The 24586-nt window shown below is 70.5% G+C and carries 22 protein-coding genes and 2 tRNA genes; 5 read left to right on the top strand and 19 right to left on the bottom strand.

The genetic code is table 11. The features are described 5' to 3' along the window. Nucleotides 1-16 precede the first annotated feature (16 nt). From BGO22_RS02010 to BGO22_RS01975, 8 genes are all read right to left on the bottom strand, one after another. Nucleotides 17-93, bottom strand: a tRNA-Arg gene (locus BGO22_RS02010). 62 nt (nucleotides 94-155) lie between these two features. Continuing rightward, nucleotides 156-232, bottom strand: a tRNA-Pro gene (locus tag BGO22_RS02005). Nucleotides 233-298: 66 nt separating this feature from the next. Continuing rightward, nucleotides 299-1003, bottom strand: a complete 705-nt coding sequence (locus tag BGO22_RS02000) for a glutathione binding-like protein (protein ID WP_070400105.1) — start codon at nucleotides 1001-1003, stop codon at nucleotides 299-301. Further along, on the bottom strand, nucleotides 1003-2262 hold the full coding sequence (locus tag BGO22_RS01995; protein WP_070400106.1) for an acyl-CoA dehydrogenase family protein: 1260 nt from the start codon (nucleotides 2260-2262) through the stop codon (nucleotides 1003-1005). Before BGO22_RS01995 ends, BGO22_RS02000 begins: the two co-directional genes overlap by 1 nt. 30 nt (nucleotides 2263-2292) lie before the next feature. Continuing rightward, entirely contained in the window at nucleotides 2293-3378 is a 1086-nt protein-coding gene (locus BGO22_RS01990; RefSeq protein WP_070400107.1) for a phosphotransferase, read from the bottom strand. 28 nt (nucleotides 3379-3406) lie between these two features. Next, a complete protein-coding gene (locus BGO22_RS01985) occupies nucleotides 3407-4126 on the bottom strand; it encodes a Crp/Fnr family transcriptional regulator (RefSeq protein WP_070400108.1) in 720 nt (239 codons plus the stop codon). A gap of 81 nt (nucleotides 4127-4207) precedes the next feature. Then, nucleotides 4208-4987, bottom strand: a complete 780-nt coding sequence (locus BGO22_RS01980) for an oxepin-CoA hydrolase, alternative type (RefSeq protein ID WP_070400109.1) — start codon at nucleotides 4985-4987, stop codon at nucleotides 4208-4210. 93 nt (nucleotides 4988-5080) lie between these two features. Further along, nucleotides 5081-6601: a 3-hydroxyacyl-CoA dehydrogenase gene (locus BGO22_RS01975; protein WP_070400110.1), complete on the bottom strand. Its 1521-nt coding sequence runs from the start codon at nucleotides 6599-6601 to the stop codon at nucleotides 5081-5083. Between the two features lie 116 nt (nucleotides 6602-6717). On the opposite strand from BGO22_RS01975, the gene BGO22_RS01970 reads away from it, so the two are divergent. Beyond that, nucleotides 6718-8793, top strand: coding sequence for a hypothetical protein (locus tag BGO22_RS01970; RefSeq protein ID WP_286848551.1), 2076 nt, complete (start codon nucleotides 6718-6720; stop codon nucleotides 8791-8793). A 54-nt stretch (nucleotides 8794-8847) separates the two neighbouring features. Here BGO22_RS01970 and BGO22_RS01965 read toward each other — a convergent pair whose 3' ends face one another. The 3 genes from BGO22_RS01965 to lexA all read right to left on the bottom strand — a co-directional run bounded on the left by BGO22_RS01965 (nucleotide 8848) and on the right by lexA (nucleotide 11020). Continuing rightward, complete coding sequence (locus BGO22_RS01965) at nucleotides 8848-9855, bottom strand: D-2-hydroxyacid dehydrogenase family protein (protein ID WP_070398271.1); 1008 nt, start codon at nucleotides 9853-9855, stop codon at nucleotides 8848-8850. A 48-nt stretch (nucleotides 9856-9903) separates the two neighbouring features. Continuing rightward, on the bottom strand, nucleotides 9904-10203 hold the full coding sequence (locus BGO22_RS01960) for a hypothetical protein (RefSeq protein ID WP_070398272.1): 300 nt from the start codon (nucleotides 10201-10203) through the stop codon (nucleotides 9904-9906). Between the two features lie 133 nt (nucleotides 10204-10336). Further along, nucleotides 10337-11020 (bottom strand): transcriptional repressor LexA, encoded by a 684-nt coding sequence (gene lexA, locus BGO22_RS01955; protein WP_070398273.1) that lies wholly within the window; start codon nucleotides 11018-11020, stop codon nucleotides 10337-10339. A 91-nt stretch (nucleotides 11021-11111) separates the two neighbouring features. Here lexA and BGO22_RS01950 point away from each other — a divergent pair, with 91 nt between their 5' ends. Further along, a complete protein-coding gene (locus BGO22_RS01950) occupies nucleotides 11112-12068 on the top strand; it encodes an asparaginase (RefSeq protein ID WP_254668126.1) in 957 nt (318 codons plus the stop codon). A gap of 147 nt (nucleotides 12069-12215) precedes the next feature. Here BGO22_RS01950 and BGO22_RS01945 read toward each other — a convergent pair whose 3' ends face one another. From BGO22_RS01945 to BGO22_RS01910, 8 genes are all read right to left on the bottom strand, one after another. After that, the gene (locus BGO22_RS01945) at nucleotides 12216-13475 is read right to left on the bottom strand and encodes an NRAMP family divalent metal transporter (protein ID WP_070398274.1); all 1260 of its coding nucleotides are present in this window, start codon (nucleotides 13473-13475) and stop codon (nucleotides 12216-12218) included. Nucleotides 13476-13669: 194 nt separating this feature from the next. Then, nucleotides 13670-16399, bottom strand: coding sequence for an autotransporter family protein (locus BGO22_RS01940; RefSeq protein WP_070398275.1), 2730 nt, complete (start codon nucleotides 16397-16399; stop codon nucleotides 13670-13672). Nucleotides 16400-16538: 139 nt separating this feature from the next. Continuing rightward, nucleotides 16539-17195 carry an adenylate kinase gene (adk, locus tag BGO22_RS01935; protein WP_070398276.1) on the bottom strand — a complete coding sequence of 219 codons (657 nt, stop codon included), beginning with the start codon at nucleotides 17193-17195 and terminating at the stop codon, nucleotides 16539-16541. A 141-nt stretch (nucleotides 17196-17336) separates the two neighbouring features. Then, the gene (gene kdsB / locus BGO22_RS01930) at nucleotides 17337-18101 is read right to left on the bottom strand and encodes a 3-deoxy-manno-octulosonate cytidylyltransferase (RefSeq protein WP_070398277.1); all 765 of its coding nucleotides are present in this window, start codon (nucleotides 18099-18101) and stop codon (nucleotides 17337-17339) included. Beyond that, complete coding sequence (locus BGO22_RS01925) at nucleotides 18098-18307, bottom strand: Trm112 family protein (RefSeq protein WP_070398278.1); 210 nt, start codon at nucleotides 18305-18307, stop codon at nucleotides 18098-18100. Before BGO22_RS01925 ends, kdsB begins: the two co-directional genes overlap by 4 nt. A gap of 29 nt (nucleotides 18308-18336) precedes the next feature. Beyond that, nucleotides 18337-19377, bottom strand: coding sequence for a tetraacyldisaccharide 4'-kinase (gene lpxK / locus BGO22_RS01920; protein WP_070398279.1), 1041 nt, complete (start codon nucleotides 19375-19377; stop codon nucleotides 18337-18339). A 7-nt stretch (nucleotides 19378-19384) separates the two neighbouring features. Then, nucleotides 19385-19828 (bottom strand): ExbD/TolR family protein, encoded by a 444-nt coding sequence (locus BGO22_RS01915; protein ID WP_070398280.1) that lies wholly within the window; start codon nucleotides 19826-19828, stop codon nucleotides 19385-19387. Further along, nucleotides 19825-20466 (bottom strand): MotA/TolQ/ExbB proton channel family protein, encoded by a 642-nt coding sequence (locus BGO22_RS01910; protein WP_070398281.1) that lies wholly within the window; start codon nucleotides 20464-20466, stop codon nucleotides 19825-19827. Before BGO22_RS01910 ends, BGO22_RS01915 begins: the two co-directional genes overlap by 4 nt. Before the next feature lie 352 nt (nucleotides 20467-20818). Here BGO22_RS01910 and xseA point away from each other — a divergent pair, with 352 nt between their 5' ends. The 3 genes from xseA to BGO22_RS01895 all read left to right on the top strand — a co-directional run. Further along, nucleotides 20819-22117 carry an exodeoxyribonuclease VII large subunit gene (gene xseA / locus BGO22_RS01905; protein ID WP_286848540.1) on the top strand — a complete coding sequence of 433 codons (1299 nt, stop codon included), beginning with the start codon at nucleotides 20819-20821 and terminating at the stop codon, nucleotides 22115-22117. An 89-nt stretch (nucleotides 22118-22206) separates the two neighbouring features. Continuing rightward, the gene (locus BGO22_RS01900; RefSeq protein WP_204742562.1) at nucleotides 22207-22788 is read left to right on the top strand and encodes a superoxide dismutase; all 582 of its coding nucleotides are present in this window, start codon (nucleotides 22207-22209) and stop codon (nucleotides 22786-22788) included. A 240-nt stretch (nucleotides 22789-23028) separates the two neighbouring features. Then, nucleotides 23029-24586: NADP-dependent isocitrate dehydrogenase (locus BGO22_RS01895; RefSeq protein ID WP_286848537.1), on the top strand; the 1558-nt coding region annotated here is incomplete at its 3' end.

Below are 24586 nucleotides of genomic sequence, written 5' to 3'. Positions count from 1 at the left end.
ATTTAAAGGGGATTTATGGCCTGCCCGGAGGGACTCGAACCCCCGACCTGCTGCTTAGAAGGCAGCTGCTCTATCCAGTTGAGCTACGGGCAGTGCGGTGCGGGTGCCGCTGGAAAAAAGGCCCACGGGGGTGGGCCTTCGTTCTCGGTGTGAAATGGTCGGAGCGGCGGGATTCGAACTCGCGACCCTCTGCTCCCAAAGCAGATGCGCTACCAGGCTGCGCTACGCTCCGACAAGGCGCGGATTCTACCCTCAGGCCGCATGGTGCCCGGCCCGGCCTTTCGGCCTCGGGTGGCGTTCAGCGTTTCTCGTACTGCGTCTTGCCGAACAGGATGTCGCGCGACTTGTCGTCGGTGAGCGGCTTGCGCGCGTCGGCCAGCACGGCCACGCCGCGCTGCACCGCCGGGCGCGCGGCGATGCGGTCGAACCAGTCCTTCAGGCGCGGGTAGTCGGCCCAGTCGATGCCCTGGTTCTGCCAGCTGCGCAACCAGGGAAAGATGGCGATGTCGGCGATGGTGTATTGCTTGCCCGCGATCCAGGGCTGGCCTTTGAGCTGGCGGTCCATCACGCCGTACAGGCGCTTGGCCTCGTTGGTGTAGCGGTTGACGGCGTAGTCGATCTTCTCGGGTGCGTAGAGGCGGAAGTGGTGCGCCTGGCCCAGCATGGGGCCCACGCCGCCCATCTGGAACATCAGCCACTCCAGCACCTGGAAGCGCTCGCGGTCGCCTTTGGGCAGGAAACGGCCGAACTTGCTCGCCAGGTAGACCAGGATGGCGCCCGATTCGAACAGGCTGATGGGCTGCCCCCCCGGGCCGTTGGGGTCGCTGATGGCCGGGATCTTGTTGTTCGGGCTGATGGCCAGGAAGTCGGGCTTGAACTGGTCGCCCGCGCCGATGTTGACCGCGTGCACCTGCCAGTCCCGGCCCAGTCGCTGGCCGCACTCCTCCAGCATGATGTGAACCTTGTGCCCGTTGGGCGTGGGCCAGGAGTGGACGTCGATCATCAGCTTCCTCGTGTGATGGGCATCTCGACCTCGCCGGGCACGGCCATGTGCTTGGCGAGTTCGAGCTTGGCGATGGATTGGCGGTGCACCTCGTCGGGCCCGTCAGCCAGGCGCAGGGTGCGCTGGTTGGCGTAACTGTAGGCCAAGGGAAAGTCCCCACTGACGCCACCGCCTCCATGGGCCTGGATCGCCATGTCGATCACCTCGCAGGCCATGTTGGGCGCCACCACCTTGATCATGGCGATCTCGGCCTTGGCGACCTTGTTGCCCACGGTGTCCATCATGTAGGCGGCCTTGAGCGTGAGCAGGCGCGCCATCTCGATGCGGCAGCGCGCGTCGGCGATGCGCTCGTGCCAGACCGACTGCGCCGACACCGGCTTGCCGAAGGCCACGCGGCTGTTGAGGCGCTGGCACATGAGCTCCAGCGCCCGCTCGGCGGCGCCGATGGAGCGCATGCAATGGTGGATGCGGCCCGGGCCCAGGCGGCCTTGCGCGATTTCGAAGCCGCGGCCCTCGCCGAGCAGGATGTTGCCGGCCGGCACGCGCACGTTCTTGAGCACCACCTCCATGTGGCCGTGCGGCGCGTCGTCGTAGCCGAACACCGAGAGCGGGCGCACCACGGTGATGCCGGGCGCGTTCGAGGGCACCACGATCATGCTCTGCTGCGAGTGGCGCGGCGCGTCCGGGCTGGTCTTGCCCATCACGATGTAGACCGCGCAACGCGGGTCGCCCGCGCCCGAGGACCACCACTTGCGGCCGTTGATGACGTAGTGGTCGCCGTCTCGCTCGATGCGGCACTGGATGTTGGTGGCGTCGCTGGAGGCGACCTCGGGCTCGGTCATGAGGAAGGCCGAGCGGAACTCGCCCTTGAGCAGCGGCTCCAGCCACTGGTCCTTCAGGGCCTCGGAGGCGTAGCGCTCCAGCGTCTCCATGTTGCCGGTGTCGGGCGCCGAGCAGTTGAAGACCTCGGGCGCCCAGGGCACCCGGCCCATGATCTCGCACAGCGGCGCGTACTCCAGGTTGGACAGGCCCTCGGGCGCACGCGGGCTGCGCGGCAGGAAGAGGTTCCACAGCCCGGCCTGGCGCGCCTTGGGCTTGAGCTCCTCGATGATCTTGGTGGGTACCCAGGCGTTGCCCTTGGCGCGGTTGGCTTCGATTTCCTGGAAGAAGCGCGCCTCGTTGGGGTAGATGTGCTCGTCCATGAAGGCGAGCAGCCGTTCGCGCAGGCCCTTGACCTTGTCGCTGTAGTCGAATTCCATGGTTTCTCCTGTTGTATGGGGCGGGGCGGCTCAGCCGCCGTTGGCGAAGCGCCAGGCCATCTCGGCCATGGGACGTGCGCCCGCGGCCGACTTCACGGCCTGTGCGCTGGACGCGGTGCCGGCCTCGACGCGCTTGGCGATGCCTTGCAGGATCGCGGCGAGGCGGAACATGTTGTAGGCGAGGTAGAAGGCCCAGTCGGCCCGCAGTTGCTCGGGCGTGGCGAAGCCGGTGCGCTCGCAGTAGCGGGCGATGTAGTCCTGCTCGCTGGGGATGCCCAGCGCCGGCAGGTCCAGGCCCTGGATGCCGCGGAACAGGCCCGGCGGGATGTGCCACGACATGCAGTGGTAGCTGAAGTCGGCCAGCGGGTGGCCGAGCGTGGACAGTTCCCAGTCGAGCACCGCGAGGATGCGCGGCTCGCTCGGGTGGAACATCAGGTTGTCGAGCCGGTAGTCGCCGTGCACCACCGAGACCAGGGTCTCGTCGCGCGCCATCGCGGGGATGTTCTTCGGCAGCCAGTCGATCAGGCGGTCCATCTCGGGGATGGGCTGGGTGATGGAGGCCTGGTACTGCTTGCTCCAGCGGCCGATCTGGCGCTCGAAGTAGTTGCCGGGCTTGCCGTAGTCGGCCAGGCCGATGGCCGCGGGCTTCACCGAATGCAGCGCCGCCAGCACGCGGTTCATCTCGTCGTAGATGGCGCCGCGCTCCGCGTTGCCGAGGCCGGGCAGGGATTGGTCCCAGAGCACGCGGCCGTCCACGCACTCCATCACGTAGAAGGCGCGGCCGATCACCGATTCGTCCTCGCACAGCGTGTGCATGCGCGCCACCGGCACACCGGTGCCGGCCAGCGCGCTCATGACGCGGAACTCACGTTCGATGGCGTGCGCCGAGGGCAGCAGCTTGGCCACCGGGCCGGGCTTGGCGCGCATCACGTACGCGCGCGTGGGCGTGATCAGCTTATAGGTGGGGTTGGACTGGCCGCCCTTGAACATCTCCACCGTGAGCGGGCCCGCGAAACCCTCCAGCCGCGGGGCCAGCCAGCGCTCCAGCGCGGTGGCGTCGAAGGCGTGTTGCTCGGTCACCGGCCGCGTGCCGGTGAAGTTCTGTGCGTCGTTCATGCGGCGGTGGTCGGCTGGTGGGGAAGGTTCAGCTGTCGGCTTCGGCGATGCGCATCAGCGCGGCCCGGTTGCGGATCACGAGGCCTCCCTGCTCGATGCGGATGGCGTCCTCGCGCTCCATGGACTTGAGTTCCTGGTTCACGCGCTGGCGCGAGGCACCCAGCAGTTGGGCCAGCTCCTCCTGCGCCAGTTGCAGACCGATGCGCGTCTCGTTGCCGTCGTTCAGGCACGGCACGCCGTAGCTGCGCACCAGGTGCAGCAGCTGCTTGGCCAGCCGCGCGCGCAAGGGCAGGGTGTTGAGGTCCTCCACCAGCCCGAACAGGGTGCGGATGCGCCGCGCCTGCAGGCGCATCAGCGCCTCGTACAGCTCCACGTGCGAGGACAGGATCTTCTGGAAATCGTTGCGGGCCACGCACAGCAGCGTGGTCGCGCCATGCGCGTAGGCGTCGTGCGTGCGCTGGTCGCCGTCGAACATCGCCACGTCGCCGAACCACACACCCGGCTCCACGTAGGTCAGCGTGATCTGCTTGCCCGACAGCGAGGTTGAACTCACGCGCACCGCCCCCTTGGCCACCGCCGTCCATTCGGACGGCGGCTCGCCGCGCGCGACGATCAGGTCGGCGTCCTTGAATCGCTTGACGTAGGCGCATCGAAGGATGTCGTGACGCAGGGAAGGTGAGAGGGTGTTGAACCAGCGACCGCTGTTGATCGCCTCGCGTTCTTCCATTGTCAGAATCGGCTCGTCCATGGTCTGTCGTTTGAGTGACTGGAGGGGGCTGGCCTGTCGCGCCGGGGACCGGCCCGCCGAGCCGGTGCGGCCGGGTGCGGGTCAGCGGTACTGGGCGGTCCGCTTCTCCAGGAAGGCCGCGATGCCCTCGCCGCCGTTGGGGTGGTGCAGGTTGCGCACGAAGTGCTCGCGTTCGGCCGCCAGGTGCGTGTGCAGCGGATTCGTGTCCGCCTCGTTGACGAGCTCCTTGATGCTGGCCAGCGCGTTCGGCGCGCGCCCGTTCAGCCTCTCGGCCAGCGCCAGGGCTTCGCCCAGCGCGGCGCCGGTGTCGGTGAGGGTGTTGAGCACGCCGAGCTGCTGCAGCCGCTCGGGTGTGATGCGCTCCCCGGCCATCAGCAATTGCATCACCGTGGCGCGCGGCAGGGCGCGCGCCAGCGCCCAGCTGCCGCCGCCGTCGGGCGAGATGGCGACGTTGCTGTACGCCATGACGAAGACCGCGTCGCGCGCGGCGACGATGAAATCGCAGGCCAGCGTGAGCGAGAAGCCCGCGCCCGCGCAGGCGCCCTCGACGGCCGCGATCACCGGCTTGGGGAAGGCGCGGATGGTCTCGATCCAGTTGTGCAGGCCCGAGATGGTCTCGGCCTGCACCTCGGGCGGCTGCTGCCGGTTGCCCTGCAGGCGCTGCAGGTTGCCGCCGGCGCAGAAGTGGCGGCCTTCGCCCACGATGACCACGCTGCGCACGTCGGCGCTGCTCTCGGCCACGTTGAGCGCTTCCACCCCGGCCGCGTACATCTCGGGACCGAGCGCGTTGCGGTGCTCGGGGTTGCTGATGGTGAGCACCATGGTGGCGCCCACGCTGTGGCTTTTGAGGCTGGCGGTCATGCGAGGTCTCCCGTCGGGCCGCTCCCATGGGAGGCCTGCACCCCCTCGGGGAGCCGCGACGATACGAAGTGCGGAGCGTGGGGGTTCATGTGTTCAGATCTCTTCGTGCGTGAGGCTCAGGCCCAGTGCGCCGCGGCGGCGCAGCCAGGGCGAGGGGCGGTAGCGCGGGTCGCCATACACCGTCTGCAGGTTGAAGAGGATCTCGAGCACGTTGGTGGGGCCGATGCGGTCGCCCATGGCCAGCGGGCCCATGGGGTAGCCCAGGCCCAGGGTGACGGCCACGTCCAGGTCGGCCGGCGAACAGATGCCTTGCTGGCACATGTCGGCCGCGATGTTGACGATGGTGGCCACCACGCGCTGTGTGACGAAGCCGCCGCTGTCGCGCACCACGCTCACGGCCTTGCCGTCGCGGGCGAACAGGGCGTGCGCGGCGTCGCGCATGTCGGGGCGGGTGGCGGGGTTGGTGGCGAGCACGCGGCGCTTGGTGGCGCCGTCCTCCAGCATCATGTCGATGCCCAGGGTGCGCGTGGCGTCCAGGCGTTCCACGGCGGCCAGGGTGGTCACGTCCATGCCCAGCGGCGCCACCAGGATCAGGGCCTGTTCGCTGGGCGTGGCGCCGGTCTCGATGCGGGCGTCCAGGTTCTTGAGCAGCTGGTACAGCTCCTGGCGGCGCGCGGCCTTGGGCGAGACCCACACCGGCGGCAGCGTGTTCACGGCGGGCACGGGCGGCTCGGGCGGCACTTGCGCCGCGCCGTCCACGTAGCGGTAGAAGCCGTCGCCCACCTTCTTGCCCACCACGCCGCCGGCCAGGCGCTGCGCGGTGATCACGCTCGGGCGGTAGCGCGGCTCCTCGTAGTACTGGTGGTAGATGGACTCCATCACCGGGTGCGACACGTCCAGGGCGGTGAGGTCCATCAGCTCGAAGGGCCCGAGGCGGAAACCCATCTGGTCCTTCAGGATGCGGTCCATGGTGGCGAAGTCGGTGACCCGCTCGCCCGCCACGCGCAGGGCCTCGGTGCCGTAGCCGCGGCCCGCGTGGTTGACGATGAAGCCCGGCGTGTCCTGCGCGCTCACGGGCGTGTGGCCGTAGGCGCGAGTGAAGCCGGCCAGGCGCTCGCAGACGGCCGGGTCGGTCTTGAGGCCGGCGATGACCTCCACCACCTTCATGAGCGGTACCGGATTGAAAAAGTGGTAACCCGCGAAGCGCGCCGGGTGCTTGAGCGCGGCGCCGATGGCGGTGACCGACAGCGAGGAGGTGTTGCTGACCAGCACCGCGTCGGCGGCCACGACGTCCTCCAGTTGCTTGAAGACGGATTGCTTGACGTCCAGCCGCTCCACGATGGCCTCGATCACGAGGTCGCAAGCCGCCAGGTCCTGCAGGGACTCGGCCACCCGCAGGCGCTGCACGCAGGCGTCGCGCGTGGCGGCGTCGAGCTTGCCTTTGCCGTGCAGGGTGTCCCAGGTCTTGGTCAGGGCGTCGCGCGCGCCGGCGGCGGCGCCGGCCTGGGCGTCGAACAGCCAGACCTCGGCGCCGGCCTGAGCGGCCATCTGGGCGATGCCCCGGCCCATGGCACCGGTGCCCACGACCGCTGCACGTTTAAAAAAGGATTGCATATGTGTGTTGTATTTCGGTTGATAGCCAGTTTGCCTATGACAAAATGTTTCAACCTTCTGGAGGGAAATCCGACGTGCGCCAGATCTGGACAGCCTGCATTTTGCTATCAACCGCCGTGAGCAGCCCGGCGGTCACGCTCGGGCGCCACAGTGGGGCGGCGCTGATCGGCCAGCCGCTCGATGTGCAGTTCCAGGTGATGCTGGCCCCCGGCGAAGACATCGCCACCCAGTGTCTCCAGGCCGACGTCTTCTACGGCGACGTCCAGGTCACACCGAATTTCGTCACCGTCACTCCGCGCGCCGCGCCCGGCGAACTCACGGGCATCGCCCGCGTCATCGCCAGCCTGCCAGTCAACGAGCCCATCGTCACCCTGTCGGTGCGCGCCGGCTGCGGCCTGCCGTTCACCCGCCGCTACGTACTGCTCGCCGATCTGGTGAGCGAACCGGCGGTGGCGGCGGCTCCCGCGCCCCGCGCCGTCGACGCACTGCCCGTGCCCGCCGCCCCCATGCCGGCACCGGCCCCGGCGCCCCAGATGGCGGCGGCGCCCGCGCGGGCCGCCACGCCCGAGCGGGCCCCCGCGCCCGTGGTGCGGGAGCGCCCGCGCGCCCCGATCAAGCCGTCCAAGGTGCCCGTGGCGCCGCGCCCGAAGCCGGCGGCGGCGCCCGCGCCGGCCGCTTCCGCCGCGGCGGCGCCAGCCCCCACGCCCGCACCCAGCGCCAAGGACGGCGCCGCCAAGGCGCCGGCCGGTGCGCCGCGCCTGCGGCTCGACCCGCCCGACCTGAGCGCGGGAACCTCACCCAACGCCGCGCCCGAGGCGGCGGCCGCGGCGCCCGCCGAACCCAGCCCGCTGGAAGCCGCGCTGGCGGCGGCCAACGAGGAGTCGCGCCGCAACGCCGAGCGCCTGGCCGCGCTGGAGGCGGACATGGCCCGCTTCCGCGAGTCGCAGCAGCGCGACCAGGCGCGCGTGGCCGAACTGAGCGCGCAACTCGCGCAGGCCCAGGAGCAGCGCTACGCCAACTGGCTCGTCTTCCTGCTCGGTGGTTTGCTGCTGGTGTCCCTGGCGGCGCTGGTCGCCCTGGTGCGCCGCCAGCGGCAGGACACCCCCATCGCCTCCGACGCGTCGCGCGCCTGGTGGACCGACGGTCCGGACGAGGGGGGCGAGGCCCAGCCGCGCGCCTCGCGCCATGCGCCGTTGCAGCCCAGCGCACCGGTGCCCCTGGATGCGGTGGACGTTGACCTGGACGTGGATTCGACGCCCGCGCCCCTGCAGGCGGCGCCGCGCCGCACACCGGGCTTTGGCGCCACGGTGCCGCCCCAGGACCGGCGCGATTTCGCGCCCAGCGCGATGAACGTCTCGCGCTCCGTGGCCGCCGAGGAACTGTTCGACGTGCAGCAGCAGGCCGACTTCTTCGTCTCGCTCGGCGAGGACGACCAGGCCATCGCCGTGCTGCGCAACCACCTGGCCGAGAGCCACGAGCCCAGCCCGCTGGCCTACCTCGACCTGTTCCGCCTGTACCACCGCCTGGGCCGCCGCGACGAATACGGGGCGCTGCGCGAAGAGTTCAACCGCGTATTCAACGCCGGCGCGCCGCCCTTCGACCGTTACGCCGACAAAGGCCGCGGCCTGGACGCCTACGAGTCGGCCTTTGGGCGCATCCAGGCCCTGTGGCCGCAGCCGCGCGTGCTGGATCTCATCGAGCGCAGCCTGTTCCGCGACGCGGAGGAAGGCGACACGGAGGTGTTCGACCTGGAGGCCTACCGCGAACTGCTGATGCTGCACGCGATCGCCAAGGACATCGTTCAGCGCGAATCGCAGACGCTGCCGCCGCAGGAGTTCCGCAACACCTCCATGCAGCCGCTGAAGGCGGTGTCGCGCAACGCGCCGCTCACGGTCACGGGCGACGACCCGCAGCGCCGCACCGTGCCGATGGACCTGCACGTGATCCCGCCCGCCTCGGCCCGCCAGGGGCTGGACGTGAACCTGGAAGACATGGAGGCCGAGTCGCAGTTCGAGGCCTCGCTGCCCGAGGTGGACGTGCCGGTGGAACCCACTGCGGGGCGCGGTGGTGCGCTGCGCAGCGGCGAGAGCAGCCTGATCGACTTCGAGATCGTGGACAACGATTCCCGCCTCAACGAGTCGCGCGCCCCGCGCGACGAGGGCGACGGCGAGAGTGGAGGGCGTCGCTCCTGAGCGGGGGCATTCCCTCTCCAAGCCAGCCGGGTCACTTGACCCGGCTTTTTTTTATCAGCGGCGCACCTGCAGCGCCCCGGGGTTGACGATGTTCGTCGGCGTGCCCCGGATGAAATTCACCACGTTGTCGAAAGCGGCGCTGAAGTACATCTCGTAGCTGTCCTGCTCCACGTAGCCGATGTGCGGGGTGCAGATGCAGTTCTCCAGCCGCAGCAGCGCGTGGCCCTGCAGGATGGGCTCCGACTCGAACACGTCCACGGCCGCCATGCCGGGGCGGCCCCGGTTGAGCGCGGTGATCAAGGCGTCGGGTTCGATGAGTTCCGCGCGCGAGGTGTTCACCAGCAGCGAGGTGGGTTTCATGCGCAGCAGGTCGTCGAGCTTGACGCAGCCCAGGCTGCGTTCGCCCAGCCGCAGGTGCAGGCTGAGCACGTCGCAGCATTCGAAGAAGCCTTCCTTGGACGTGGCCACGTCGTAGCCGTCGCTCACGGCGCGGGCACGGGCCTCCTCGGAGCCCCACACCACCACGCGCATGCCGAAGGCGCGGCCGTAGCCGGCCACCAGTTGGCCGATGCGGCCGTAGCTCCACACGCCCAGGGTTTTGTCGCGCAACACCATGCCCACGCCGAAGTTGGGCGGCATGGCGGAGGACTTGAGCCCCGACTGCTGCCAGGCGCCGTGCTTGAGGTTGGCGACGTACTGCGGGATGCGGCGCATGGCCGCGAGCACCAGCGCCCAGGTGAGTTCGGCCGTGGAGACGGGCGAGCCGACGCCCTCGGCCACCGCGATGCCGCGCTCGGTGCAGGCGCCGACGTCGACGTGGCTGCCCACACGCCCCGTCTGGGCGATGAGCTTGAGGCGGGGCAGCTTGTCGACGAGCTGACGGGTGATGGGCGTGCGTTCGCGGATCAGCACGAGCACGTCGGCGTCGCGCAGGCGGATGGACAGCTGGCCGACACCCTTGACGGTGTTGGTGAAGACCTTGGCGGGGTAGGGCTCGAGCTTCTCGGCGCAATGCAGCTTGCGCACGGCGTCCTGGTAGTCGTCGAGGATCACGATGTTCATGCCGCCTATTGTGCCCGGCCCCCTCGTGGCGGCCGGGCAGCGGCGCGCTCAGGCCACCCGGCGTTGCAGCGTGGCGGGCGCGGCGCCGTCGAGCGCCGCGAGGCGGTCCAGCTCGCGGCAGACCTCGTCGATGCGGCCCGCGAGCGCGACGCGGCCGTCGTGGGCGTGCGAGGTATTGGCCGCCGAGCGGCCCAGCCAGCCCGCGCGCGCGAAGCGGCGCACGGCGGGGGTGGTGGGCGGCGTGGCCTTGGGGGTATCGCGCGCGTGCGGCTCGGGCAACCAGCAGTCGATCAGTTGCAGGGGCTTGCGCCAGCTGTTCGATGCAAAGGAGTGGAAGAACAGTCCCATGTGAAACACCTCGTCAAGGGGTTGAACACAGGCAGGATTGATCTGGAATGCCGTCGCTGCGGGGTTGCGTGAGCGGCCGGTGGCCGATTCAGGCAACGCCCGCCACCCGCAGTGGCGGCGCCGACCCCTGGGGTCAGTTCTGGAAGTTGTTGCGGATCAGGCCCACGGCCAGGCCCTCGATTTCGAAGGGCTCACCGGGCTCGACCACGATGGTGGGGTAGTCGGGGTTTTCGGCGTGCAGTTCGATGTGGTCGCGCAGGCGCATGTAGCGCTTGACGGTGACGTCGTCGCCCAGGCGGGCCACCACGATCTGGCCGTTGCGCGCCTCGCGCGTGGAGGCCACGGCGAGCAGGTCGCCGTCCAGGATGCCGGCGTCGCGCATGGACATGCCGCGCACGCGCAGCAGGTAGTCGGGGGTGCGCTGGAACAGGCTGGGCTCGACGCTGTAGGTCTGGTCGACGTGCTCCTGCGCGAGGATGGGCGAGCCCGCCGCGACGCGGCCGATGAGGGGCAGCACCAGCTGCGCCAGACCGGGCAGCGGCAGGGAGAGCTGGCTGTCGCGGGCCGCATGGATACTCTGCAGGTCGGCCCGGCGCAAGCGGATGCCGCGTGAGGTGCCGCTGACCAGTTCGATGACGCCCTTGCGCGCCAGGGCCTGCAGATGCTCTTCGGCCGCGTTGGCCGACTTGAAGCCCAGTTCGGCCGCGATTTCGGCGCGCGTGGGCGGTGCCCCGGTGCGCGCGATGGCGGTCTGGATCAGCGCCAGGATCTGCTGTTGGCGGGCGGTGAGCTTGGGAGCGGCTTGGGTGTCGAGCATGGAACCTCGCATCAAGGGCTGGTGGGCCGGAGTTGGATACTGTTTGGGTATCCAGTATCTGTATTTTTAACCAGTTATTGGGAGAAGGCAAGTGGGTGAAGGCACAAAGGCCACGCGGATCGTCGTGCTGGGCATGGGCGGGACCATCGCCGGCCGGGCCGAGCGTGCGGGCGACAACGTGGGCTACGACGCGGGGGCGGTGCCGGTCGAGGACCTCGCGGCCGGCCTGCCCGCGCTGCGCGGGCGGGACCTGGCCTTCGAGCAGGTGGCGCAGATCAACAGCAAGGACATGCGCCTGGCCGATCTGCAGCGGCTGGTGGAGCGCGCGGGCCGGCACCTGGCCGACCCCGCCGTGCAAGGGCTGGTGGTCACGCACGGCACCGACACCATCGAGGAGACCGCCTACCTGCTGCAGACGCTGCTGGCGCCGGCCAAGCCCCTGGTGCTGACCTGCGCCATGCGCCCGGCCACGGCGGTGTCGCCCGACGGCCCGCAGAACCTCAGCGATGCCGTGGCCGTGGCCACCGAACCGGGCGCACGCGGCGTGCTGGTGGTGTGCGCGGGGCGCGTGCACGGCCCCCTTGAAGTGGCCAAGCAGCACCCATACCGCACCGACCCTTTCGATTCCGGCGACGCCGGCGTGATTGCGCTGGTGGAGGAGGGGCGTGTGCGGCGCTTTCGCGATTGGCCCGCGGCGGCGCGCCACGCGGCGCGGCTGCAGGCCTTCCTGCGCGCGCCGGCCATGCCGCGCGTGGCCTGGCTGAGCAGCCACGCCGACGCGGCGGCCTGGCCGGTGCGCGCGCTGCTGGCCGCGCCGCCCGAGGCGCGGGTACAGGGCATCGTGGTGTCGGGCACGGGCAATGCGTCGCTGCACGCCGAACTCGAGGCCGCGCTGCGCGAGGCCGAGGCGGCCGGCGTGCGCGTGGCCATCGCCAACCGCAACGGCGCGCCACCAGTGCCGTACCCCCAGCAGCCCTTCGCCGACATCGACGGCCTGTCGCCGCCCAAGGCGCGCTGGGCGCTGGCGCTCGAGCTGCTGGACGCCTGAGGCTGGACGCCTTCGCCGCGCTGGGCGCCCATCCCTGGACCTACCCCATGCTGGAGTGGGCGCATATCGCGGGGTGTCGCCGGGCTGCTGGGCAAGCGGTTGCAGGAGGTGCGTGTGGGGGGCAGGGCGCGGCGCGGCCGGCGCGGCTCACAGCGTGGCCAGCATGGCGCCCACGGTCAGCGCCATGGCGACCGTGGCGATCCAGCCGAGCACGCGCAGGCGCGGGCCGATGACGTGCGGGCCCATCGTCGAGGGTCGTGCGGCCAATAGCATCATCACGACCATGATGGGCACGGCGATCACGCCGTTGATCACCGCCGACCAGAACAGCTCCCGCACGGGGTCCATCGGCGTGAAGCACAGCAGCACGCCGCCCACCGTGGCGGTGGCGATCACGCCGTAGAAGCCGCGGCCTTCTCCCTTGTCCAGGCGCGCGCTCAGGCTGCCCGACCAGCCCGCCGCCTCGGCCACGGCGTAGCCGGCGGAGCCCGCGAGCACCGGCACCGCCAGCAGGCCGGTGCCGATGATCCCCAGGCTGAACAGCATGAAGGTGAATGGCCCGGCCACGGGACGCAAGGCCTCGGCCGCCTGGGCCGAGGTCTGGATGTTGGTGACGCCCGCGGCATGCAGCGTGGCCGCCGTGCTCAGGATGATGAAGAAGGCGATCAGGTTGGAGAACGCCATGCCGATGCTGGTGTCGATCTTGATGCGCCGCAGGTGGCGGCGCACGTCCTGTCGGGTCTGGGGCGGCTTGCCGTTGGCGTCTTCCATTTCCTGCGCCGCCTGCCAGAAGAAGAGGTAGGGGCTGATGGTGGTGCCGAACACCGCGACCACCATCAGGAGCACGTCGTGGCCAAGGGCGAGTGGCGGCCGCACGATCTGCCGGGCCACGGTCCACCAGTCCAGCTGCACCGTGAACACCACGGCCACGTAGGACAGCAGCGCCAGCGTCAGCCACTTCAGCCAGCGCACGTAGGTCTGGTAGGGCAGGAAGACCTGGAGCACCAGGCAGAGCAGGCCGAAGGTCACCGCGTAGACGTGGGCCGATCCGCCCACCAGCAGGCGCAGCGCCTCCGCCATGGCCGCGATGTCCGCGGCCAGGTTGAGCGTGTTGGCCAGCAGCAGCAGGCCGACCACGGCCAGCAGCACCCAGCGCGGGAAACCCGCCCGGATGTTGGCGGCCAGGCCCCGCCGGGTGACGTGTCCGATGCGCGCGCTGACGATCTGGATCGCGATCATGAGCGGCAGGGTGAAGACCACCGTCCACAGCATGGAGAAGCCGAACTGCGCGCCGGCTTGGGAGTAGGTGGCGATGCCACTGGGATCGTCGTCGGCGGCACCGGTGATCAGGCCGGGCCCGAGCTTGCGCAGACCGCGCCGAAGGCCGAATGGACGGATCGCTTTCATGGGGCTCCCGGCCCGTTGGGCCCCGAGGCGGCCGGGGCGAGGCGCGGATCGTGGCCCGGCGGACCGCCGCGCGTCAATGGCCCTAGGCCGTTTGCCCGCGGAAAAAGGTGCTGGGCGAACACGCTATGCCCATGGTGCAAGGGGCCGCCTGCAGGCCGGCGGATTGCCGGTCCGGTCGATCGGGTCGTTCGGGGTTACCAGTTCACCCGCAGTCCCAGGCTGCCGTTGAGCCCACCGCGGTGCCGCGCCTCGCCGCCCAGGGACCAGGCGCTGCCCACTTCCCCATAGAGGCTGATGCCGGTGGACAAGGCCAGCGTCGCGCCAGCGGCCAGTTCGGCGCTGGCGCCGCCCGTGCCCGTGGCCACGTCCGCGGAGCCGGCCGGTCCGATGAAGCGCGCCACGTCCCTGCCTGGGCTGCTCCGGTACAGATTCACACGGCCGTAGGGTCGCAGCACGCCCGCGGCGGTCGACACCTCGCCCTTGACCCGCAGCCCCAGCCGGGCCGCCCAGCTGCCATGGGGCTTGTGCTGCACGTCGGCGCCGGCGATGCGTACGTCGTCGAGCCCGATGCGCTGGTGCACCAGCTGCAGCTGCGGCTCCAGTTCCCAGCCCGCCGCGAGTGGGTAGCCCCGCCCGACCTCCACCGAGGCCAGCAGGCTGTCGCCCTTGCCCTGGCTGGCCGGCGCCGTCAGCGGCGACACGCTGTAGCGGTGGCGGGCGCCCTGCAGCACCGTGTCCAGGTAGAAGCCGTTGGCACGGTGGTAGGTCGCATAGACGCCCAGGTACTGACTGCGCAGTTCGTTGCTGCCCAGCGCCTGTTCCGCGATGCCGCCGGCCAGGCCCCGCAGCCTCATGTCGCCGTCGAGCTGACCCACGTACAGGCCCGCGCGCCAGCCCGGCCGGGCCCACAGGTCGATGCCGGCCTGCAGACCGTGGAGCCGGCCCTGGCTGCGCGGGTTCACGTCGCCGCGCTGGCTCACGCTGCGTGCGGCGCTGATGATCCGCGCCCAGGTCTGCCGTTCGGCGGCGGCGCCATCGCCGACGCGCAGGTGCAGGTTGCCCACCATCGCGGCGTTGCCCAGGCGCAGCTGCTCGGGCAGCGCCGCGAACAGGGGCACCTCCACGCGGTAGGCGGGCGTGACGGCCCCCGCGACCGCGCTGGATCGCAGAAACCAGCTCTCGCCGGCGCCGTTGGCGTCGGCCGCGTACAGGCGGTACTCGTAGGCGCCGGCGTCGACGTGCTCGCCGGCCAGGCGGAACGCGTCCCTGGTGGTCTGGGCGGTGGTGGTGGCGCCGTTGAGCGCGCTGATGACTTCGATGCCGTCGCCCGTGGTCAGCGCGCCCAGGCCGCCCAGGTTGGTGATGTGCAAGGTGGTGGTGCCGCTGGCGCTGGCGCCGGCGCCATCGAGCACCAGCCGGTCGCTGAGGCTGCCGCTGTGGCCCAGCGCGGTGCCCATCCTCAGCACGCCGTTCTGGCCGACATAGGCGCCGTTGACGGTCAGGCGGCTGCCGGGGGCGGCGCCCAGCAGCGAGACCGTGCCCGCGTTGTCCAGGCTGGCCACCGCCTGGTCCAGACCCGCCGTGTCGAGCGTGGCGCCGGCCGCCACCGTGTGCGCGGAGCTGGCGCTGAAGGCGCCGGCCGCGCTGGCACGCAAGGTGCCGGCCGCCACGTGGGTGGCGCCCGCGTAGGTGCTCAGGCCGCCCAGCGTCAGCGTGCCCAGGCCCAGCTTGTTGAAGTCCGCCGCGCCGGTGAAGGCCGTGCCGATGCCGATGGCGTGGTTGTTCGTGTCGATCCACACGCCCTCGGCGCCACCCGACAGCGTGGTGAAGCCCTGCAGAAAATCGGCCTCGTTCAGGGTCGCGCGCAGGATGCCGCCGTTGAGGTTGAGCGTGGCGGAGCCACTGCCCCGGATCACCACGTTCGTTTCGAGCACGCCGCGCCCGCTCGCGTCGCCGAGCAGGTTCAGCGTGCCGCTGGAGCCGGCCTGGACGGCGATGCGGGTGTGCGGCGACTGCACCGTGCCGCTGTCCTCGATGGTCAATTCGCCGATGCCCTCGTAGCCCACGTTCAACTGCGCCGAAAAGCCCAGACTGGACGCGCGGGCGCTGACGGCGTCGCGACCCGTGACCGTGGCCAGGCCGTTGCCGCCCGCTTCGTAGCCGATGTAGAGGGTGTGGCCGCTGACCGCTCCGCCCGCGTCAACCGTGAGATCACCCGGGTCCGAAAAGCCCACGTAGAGGTTGTCGACGAGGCTCCAGGTCGAGACCCGGCCGTTGCCGTCGCTGCCGGAGACGGTGACCGTGCCGCTGGAGGCGCCCGGGCCCACGCCGGTGGTGCCGCCGATGGCGCCCTGGACGCTGCGCACCAGGCCCCCGTTCTCGATGAGCAGCGAGCCGGCGCCGGCATTGCCGACGGTGAGCGTGCTGGCGTTGATCCAGGTCGAGGCGTTGCCATGGGCATCCACGCCCGAGACCGTGGCCGAGGCCGTGCCGCCGCCGAAAGCGATGTTGCCGTGCGCGTTGCTGACCAGACCGCCGTTCAGGATGGAGAGCGACGCCGTGCCGCCCGCCCCGACGGCCAGATCGCCCGGCATGGTCCAGCTCGATGCGTTGCCGCCGCCGTCGCTGCCCGTGACGATCACCGTGCCCGTGCCCCCGGTGTAGCCCAGCGCGCCGCTCCCGCTGCTGGCCGTGCCGCCGTCCTCGATGGTCAAGCTGCCGATGCCGGTGTCGCCGACGTAGATCTCGCCGGCTTCGACCCAGTGTGGCGACGGGACCGGCAAGGGCCCCGGGTTCACGTCGCCCACGCCGGTGACGGACTGCGCGATCGCCGCGCGGGTGCCCAGCGTTGCCCACACCAGGGCCATGGCCGCCAGGGAGAGGCGCGAGCGCCGGTGGGGAATGAACGCGTCGTGATGGCCCATTCAGTTGTCATCGGCCGATGCCGGCGCGACTTGATGGCCGCCACGCCCGTGCCCCGGCCGTCGCCGATCGCGCGGCTGCGGCGCCCAAGAAAAATGCCCCGCGGGTGCGGGGCATTTTGACGGGGGCAGGCGGGGACGCTCAGGAACCGAGCGCCTGCAGCGCGCGCGCGGTGATCTCATCCACGCTGCCCAGGCCGCTGATGGCTCGGTACTTGGGCGCGGCCGCCGGTTCGGCCTTGGCCCACTGGCTGTAGTAGTCCACCAGCGGACGCGTCTGCGCGCTGTAGACCTCCAGGCGCTTCTTGACGGTGTCTTCCTTGTCGTCGTCGCGCTGGATCAGCGGCTCGCCGGTCACGTCGTCCTTGCCGTCCACCTTGGGCGGGTTGAACTTGACGTGGTAGGTGCGGCCCGACGCGGGGTGCGAGCGGCGCCCGCTCATGCGCTCGATGATGGCGTCGAAGGGCACGTCGATCTCGAGCACGTAGTCGAGCTTGACGCCCGCCGCCTTCATGGCATCGGCCTGCGGAATCGTGCGCGGAAAACCGTCGAAGAGAAAGCCGTTGGCGCAGTCGGGCTGGGCGATGCGCTCCTTGACGAGATTGATGATGAGGTCGTCGCTCACCAGGGCGCCCGCTTCCATCACGGCCTTGGCCTGCAGGCCCAGTGGCGTGCCGGCCTTGACGGCGGCGCGCAGCATGTCGCCGGTGGAGATTTGCGGAATGCGGTACTTCTCGCAGATGAACGCGGCCTGCGTCCCTTTGCCCGCCCCCGGTGGGCCCAACAGAATCAATCTCATCGCTTTCCTTTTGTCAGAGTTTCAACGGCGTCGCCGCTGCCCCCTCGCGCGGCGGCCCCAGGGCGTGCCGCCGGGGAACCGACGGAGGATAGCACGCGCCCCTTGACAAGCGCCTTGCGGCGCACCAGGCCGGTGCGGGGCTCAGGCCGCGCCGATCAGGGCGCGCACGCGGGCCAGGTCTTGCGGGGTGTCGACGCCGGGACCCGGCGCGTGCGCCGTGAGGTGCACCGCGATGCGCTCGCCGTGCCACAGCGCGCGCAGCTGCTCGAGCGACTCCAGCCGCTCCGTGGGCGCCACGGGCAGGGTGGGGAAGCGCCGCAGGAAAGCGGCCCGGTAGGCGTAGATGCCGACGTGGCGCAGCGGCGCGGGCGAAGGCAGCTCGTCGCCGGCCATGCCGTCGCGCCACCAGGGAATGGGCGCGCGGCTGAAGTACTGGGCGGTGCCGCGCGCGTCGGTCACCACCTTCACCACGTTGGGGTCCAGCCAATCGGCGCGCCGCTCGATGGCGTGCGCGGCCGTGCTCATGGCGCAGTCGGTGCGCGCCTGCAATTCGGCGGCCACGGCATCGATCAGCGCGGGCTCGATCAGGGGTTCGTCGCCCTGCACGTTGACCACCACCTCGTCGTCGCCCAGGCCCAGCGCCACGCAGGCCTCGGCGAGGCGGTCGCTGCCGCTCGGGTGGTCGGCGCGCGTGGCCAGCGCGGCGACGCCGTGCTGCGCGCAGGCGGCCAGGATGCGCGGGTCGTCGGCCGCCACCACGCAGCGCGTGGCGCCGCTCAGGGCCGCGCGGCGCGCCACGCGCACCACCATGGGCAGCCCGCCGATGTCGGCGAGGGGTTTGTCCGGCAGGCGGCTGGACGCCAGGCGCGCCGGGATGAGCACGGTGAAGCCCTGGGCCACGCTCAGTCCTGCGGGGTGGCGGGCTTGGGCGGGCGGGCGGCCTCTTCTTCGCTCAGGGGCCGCGCCTCGTGCTCCAGCAGGATGGGGATCCCGTCGCGGATCGGGTAGGCCAGCCGGGCGCTGCGCGAGAGCAGTTCCTGGCGCTCGCGGTCGAGCAGGAGCGGGCCCTTTGTGACCGGGCAGACCAGCAGTTCGAGGAGTTTGGAATCCATCCGGCGATGATAGGCGCGCCGGGGGGCGCTCAGGTCGGCGGCGGGCCGAGCCGCTTGTCTACGGCCGCGAAGAAGGCCGGGTCGATGTCGAGCACCAGTGGCACGGCCCAGAGGTCGGGGCGTGCGCTGGCGGACAGCTTCACCAGGTCTTTCTCGGTGCACAGCACCGGGCCCGGCGCGCCGTGCAGGGCCTGCGCGAGGCTGGCGGCGCCGGCGTGGTCCGCCAGCGCGAGGGTGGCGGCCAGCCGCAGGCCGCGCGCGCGCAGCATGTCGAAGAAGGCCTCGGGCCGCGCGATCCCGGCCACGGCGGTGAGCGCCTGGCCCCGCAGGGACTCCAGCGCCAGCGTGTCGCCGCGGGCGTTCACGGCGCGCGGCGCGAGCGAGCGCCGCGCGCCAAAGGCCGGCAGGCCGCCGGGCAGGGGCGCAGGGGGCGGGCCACCGTCGCGCGCCTGCTGCAGCACCACCTGCGGCGCGCGCGGGGCATCGGTGGACGGCCAAGGCTCGCGCAGCAGGCCGGCGGGCAGCAGCCAGCCGTTGCCCAGTCCGCGGTCGTCGAACACCGCCACGCGCAGGTCGCTGCCCAGGGCCCAGTGCTGCAGGCCGTCGTCGCAGACGATCAGATTGACCTCGGGGTGGGCGCGCAGCAGGGCCTGCGCCGCCTCGGCGCGCGCGCGGGCCACCCACACCGGCGCGCCGGTCGCGCGGCGGATCAGCAAGGGTTCGTCGCCGCTGAGCGCGGGGTCGGCGTCGGCGGGCACGGCCTGGGCCGCTGCGCCCGCGCGGCCGTGCCCGCGCGAGACCACGCCCGGTCGCCAGCCACGCCGCTGCAGGTGCCCGACCAGGGCGATCGTGGTGGGGGTCTTGCCGGCGCCGCCGACGACCACGTTGCCGACCACGAGCACCGGTACGGCCAGGCGCGTGGGCTGGCGGCGCCCCGACCGGTAGGCCAATCGGCGCCAAGCCAGCAGCGCGCCATAGAGCCAGGCCAGCGGCAGCAGCGCGCGCGCGGCCAGGCCTCGGCGCAGGCTCAGCGCGCGCCAGCAGGCCTCGAGGCGGGCCCGGACCGTCATGGGCTTGTCAGGGGCGCTTGCGCACCGGCGCGGCGCTGCCGCTCTGCTGAGTGGCGAAGGTGATCTGCACCAGGCCCGCGCGGCGGGCGGCGTCCATCACGTTGATCACCGACTGGTGGGCGGCGGCGGCGTCGGCGCTGATCACCACCACGGTGTCGCGCCCGTCTTCCACGCTGGACTGCAGGGCGCTGGCGATGAGCTCCACGCTGGTGCCTTCGAGCACCGTGCGGTTGACCGCGTAGCGGCCGTCGGCGCCCACGGTCACCAACACCTCCTTGGGGTTCTGCTTGGGGGCTTCGGCGTCGGCCACGGGCAGGTTCACCTTGAGCTCGGTGAACTTGCTGTAGGTCGTCGTGAGCACCAGGAAGATGACGACGACCAGCAGGATGTCGATGAACGGGATCAGGTTGATCTCGGGTTCGTCGCGGTGACCGCGTGGGCGAAAGTTCATGGCTTGCGCACGCTGAGCAGGTGGCGGGCGAAACGCTCGGTGGACACTTCCATCGCCAGGAGGTACTCGTCCACGCGGGCGCGGAAGTAGCGCCAGAAGATCAGTGCCGGGATCGCGATGATCAGGCCGAAGGCGGTGTTGTACAGCGCGATGGAGATGCCGTGCGCGAGCTGCGCCGGGTTGCCGCCGCCGGCCGAGAGGCCCATGCCGTCGCCGGCCTGCGAGCCGAAGATCTCGATCATGCCGATGACCGTGCCCAGCAGCCCCAGCAGCGGCGCGGCCGAGGCGATGGTGGCCAGCGCGCCCAGGTAGCGCTGCAGTTTCGCGGCGGCATGGCGGCCCGCGCCTTCCAGGTTGGCGCGCAGGTCCTCGGCCGTGGCCTTGGGGTTGGCGTTGAAGGTGCGAAAGCCCGTGGCCAGCACCGCGCCGAGCACGGAGTTCTGTTCGAGCTGGGTCACCACGTCGGGGCCGGGGATGCCGTTGCGCGAGACCATGATGGCTTCATCGAGCAGCTTGGGGGGCACGATGCGGCTGGCCTTGAGGCTGACGAAGCGCTCGATGACGAGGGCCAGACCGAGCACGGAACACACGATCAGGGGCCAGATCGGCCATCCGGCCGCTTGTATGATGGACAACAACTCAGGGCTCCGGTCTAGGGCGCGCTGGCGGCGCCGGGCAACAGCGCCGGATTATGGCCCAGCCCTTCGCGCGCTTTCCCTCCTTCGAACGATGCGCGCGCCCTCCGCCGTGACGGCCGGATACTCCCCCTGAAGTCCACACCGCCTGTGGACATCTTTGTGAAGAACCCGGCGGACAAGCCCCACAACCCCAGCGTTTGCGCGCTTTTCGACAGATTGATGAAAATTTGGGCAGTACAAAGTGCTTTGGAATCAAGGCACTGCGCGCAAGGCCTTGTGCTGTCGGGCTTTGGCGACATCAACCCCAGTATCGGTGCGGCTTGTGGACACGTTTGACCCTTTCGAGCCAGCAGTGAAGCCACAACGCGTGGCCGACGGCCCAGGCGGCGCGCGTTTCTGGGCGGTTGGCGCGCTGGTGCGAGCGGTGGCGGACGCCTTGGCTTCGCGCTTCAATCCCGTCGCGGTCCAGGGGGAGATTTCGGGCTTCTCGCGCGCGGCCAGCGGGCATTGCTACTTCTCGCTCAAGGACGACGCTGGCCAGCTGCGCTGCGCCATGTTCCGCCGCGCGGCCGAACAGGTGGGCTTCCCGGTGCGCGACGGCCAGCGCGTGCAGGTGCAAGGCCGGCTGGACGTCTACGGCCCGCGCGGCGACCTGCAGCTGATCGTGGAAGGCCTGCGCCTGGCCGGGCAGGGCAGCCTGTACGAGCAGTTCCTGCAGCTGAAGGCCGCGCTGCAGGCCGAGGGCTTGTTCGACGCCGAACGCAAGCGGCCGCTGCCCGCCCAGCCGCGGCACATCGGCGTGGTCACCTCGCTGGGCGCGGCCGCCCTGCGCGACGTGGCCACCGCCTTGCGCCGGCGCGTGCCGCACATCCCGGTGACGGTGTTTCCCGCCTCGGTGCAGGGGGCGCAGGCCCCGGCCGAGCTGGTGGCCGCGCTGGCCGCGGCGGCGGCGCACCGCGGCCAGCGCGGCGCCTGCGACGTGCTGCTCCTGGTGCGCGGCGGCGGCTCGCTCGAAGACCTCTGGGCGTTCAACGACGCGGCCGTGGTGCGCGCGGTGGCGGCCTCGCCCGTGCCCGTGGTGGTGGGCGTGGGACACGAGACCGATTTCAGCCTGGCCGACTTCGCCGCCGACCTGCGCGCGCCCACGCCCACCGCGGCGGCCGAGCTCTGCGCGCCCGACCGGCGCCAGCGCGAACTCGAACTGGATCGCCTGCAGGGCCTGCTGCGCCAGGGCGTGCAGGACGCGCTCGATGGTCGCGCGCAGCGGCTCGACCGGCTCGCGGCCCACCTGGGCCGGCCTTCGGCCCGCCTGGCGCAGGCGGGCGAGCAACTGGCGCGCTGGCAGGGGCGGCTGCACAAGGGCATGGCGCTCGCGGTGCAGCGCCAGCATTGGCGGCTCGACGAACTGCAGGCCCGCCTGCCGCCCGCCCTGCGGCGCGGCCTGGACGCGCGCGCGCAACGCCTGCAGCGCGCCGAGGACTCGCTGGCCCTGCTCGATCCGCGCCTGGTGCTGCAGCGCGGCTACGCCTACCTGACCGATCCGCAAGGCCAGGCCATCACCCGCGTGGCACAGGCTTTGCCGGGGAGCGACGTGCAGGCCACGCTGGCCGATGGCGTGCTGCCGCTGCGCGTGCGCGGGCCTGGCGCATAGGCCGCGCATAACCCCGCGGGCGGTGCCGTCACCGGTGCTGCCTACAATCCGCCCGACCCCACCCACAACCCATCAAAAAGAGGACGCACATGGAACACACCCTGCCCCCGCTGCCCTATGGCCTGGACGACCTGGCCCCGAACTACAGCCGCGAGACGCTGGAGTACCACCACGGCAAGCACCACAACGCCTATGTGGTGAACCTCAACAACCTGCAAAAGGGCACCGAGTTCGAGAGCATGGACCTCGAGTCCATCGTCAAGAAGTCCAGCGGCGGCATCTACAACAACGCCGCCCAGATCTGGAACCACACCTTCTTCTGGAACTGCATGAAGCCCAACGGCGGCGGCGAGCCGTCGGGCGCGCTGGCCGAGGCCATCAAGGCCAAGTGGGGCAGCTACGCCGCCTTCAAGGAAGCCTTCACCAAGAGCGCCGTGGGCAACTTCGGCTCCGGCTGGACCTGGCTGGTGAAGAAGGCCGACGGCAGCGTGGACATCGTCAACACCGGTGCCGCCGGCACGCCGCTGACCACCGCCGACAAGGCCCTGCTGACCGTGGACGTGTGGGAGCACGCCTACTACATCGACTACCGCAACGCGCGTCCCAAGTTCGTCGAGACCTTCCTCGACAAGCTGGTGAACTGGTCCTTCGCCGAGAAGAACTTCGCCTGACCGGCATGCGCCAGGCACAAGGGCTCGAGGGGCGACCTTCGGGCCCTTTTTGCTGCTCGGCCCGCCTGGCGCGTGCAAATTTCTTCGTGCCTGTTTTGTATTGTGGGAGTTCGATCCCAAAATCAAAGGTTTGGCGCTTGCGCTGAAAGCACAATCACGGGATACGGATCACCGTATCCGCGCGACCTGTCCGCCCGCCGGCCGGCCAGCGCCGCACCCAACAACCTCCGGAGATAAGCCATGAGCAGCCAGCAACCCACCATCATCTACACCCTGACGGACGAGGCGCCCCTGCTGGCCACCAGTGCGTTCCTGCCGATCATCCGCACCTTCGCGGCGCCGGCGGGCATCAACGTCGAGACCAGCGACATCTCGGTGGCCGGCCGCATCCTGGGCCAGTTCCCCGAGCTGCTGACGGAAGAGCAGCGCGTGCCCGACAACCTCAGCGCGCTGGGCAAACTCACCCTCAAGCCCGAGGCCAACATCATCAAGCTGCCCAACATCAGCGCCTCGGTGGCCCAGCTCAAGGCCGCCATCAAGGAGCTGCAGGACAAGGGCTACAAGATCCCCGACTTCCCCGAGAACCCGAAGACGGACGAAGAGAAGGACATCCGCGCGCGCTACAACAAGTGCACCGGCAGCGCCGTGAACCCCGTGCTGCGCGAGGGCAACTCGGACCGCCGCGCGCCCAAGGCGGTGAAGGAGTACGCCCGCAAGAACCCGCACAGCATGGCGGAGTGGAGCCAGGCCTCGCGCTCGCACGTGTCCCACATGCACCACGGCGACTTCTACCACGGTGAGAAGTCGATGACGCTGGACAAGGCGCGCGACGTCAAGATGGAGCTGATCACCAAGAGCGGCAAGACCGTGGTGCTCAAGCCCAAGGTCTCGCTGCAGGATCGCGAGGTCATCGACTCCATGTTCATGAGCAAGAAGGCCCTGTTGGCCTTCTACGAGCAGCAGATCGAGGACGCGCACAAGACCGGCGTGATGTTCTCGCTGCACGTGAAGGCGACCATGATGAAGGTCTCGCACCCCATCGTGTTCGGCCACTGCGTGAAGATCTTCTACAAGGAAGCCTTCGAGAAGCACGGCAAGCTGTTCGACGAGCTGGGCATCAACGTCAACAACGGCATGGTCGATCTGTACAACAAGATCGCCACGCTGCCGCAGAGCAAGCAGGACGAGATCAAGCGCGACCTGCACGCCTGCCAGGAGCACCGCCCCGAACTGGCCATGGTGGACTCGGCCAAGGGCATCACCAACTTCCATTCGCCCAACGACGTGATCGTCGACGCCTCCATGCCCGCGATGATCCGCGCCGGCGGCAAGATGTACGGCGCCGACGGCCGCCTGAAGGAGGTCAAGGCCGTGATGCCGGAGAGCACCTTCGCCCGCATCTACCAGGAGATGATCAACTTCTGCAAGTGGCACGGCGCCTTCGATCCCAAGACCATGGGCACGGTGCCCAACGTGGGCCTCATGGCGCAGCAGGCCGAGGAATACGGCTCGCACGACAAGACCTTCGAGATCCCCGAGGACGGCGTGGCCAACATCACCGACCTGGCCACCGGCGAGGTGCTGATGAGCCAGAACGTGGAGCAGGGCGACATCTGGCGCATGTGCCAGGTGAAGGACGCCGCCATCCGCGACTGGGTCAAGCTGGCCGTGAACCGCGCCCGCAATTCCGGCATGCCCGTGGTGTTCTGGCTCGACCAGTACCGCCCGCACGAGGCGCAGCTGATCACCAAGGTCAAGATGTACCTGCACGAGCACAACACGGCCGGCCTGGACATCC

The sequence above is a fragment of the Hydrogenophaga sp. 70-12 genome, from assembly GCF_001897365.1.
Lineage (GTDB): Bacteria > Pseudomonadota > Gammaproteobacteria > Burkholderiales > Burkholderiaceae_C > Hydrogenophaga > Hydrogenophaga borbori.
This window is presented reverse-complemented; position numbering and strand designations above follow the sequence as displayed.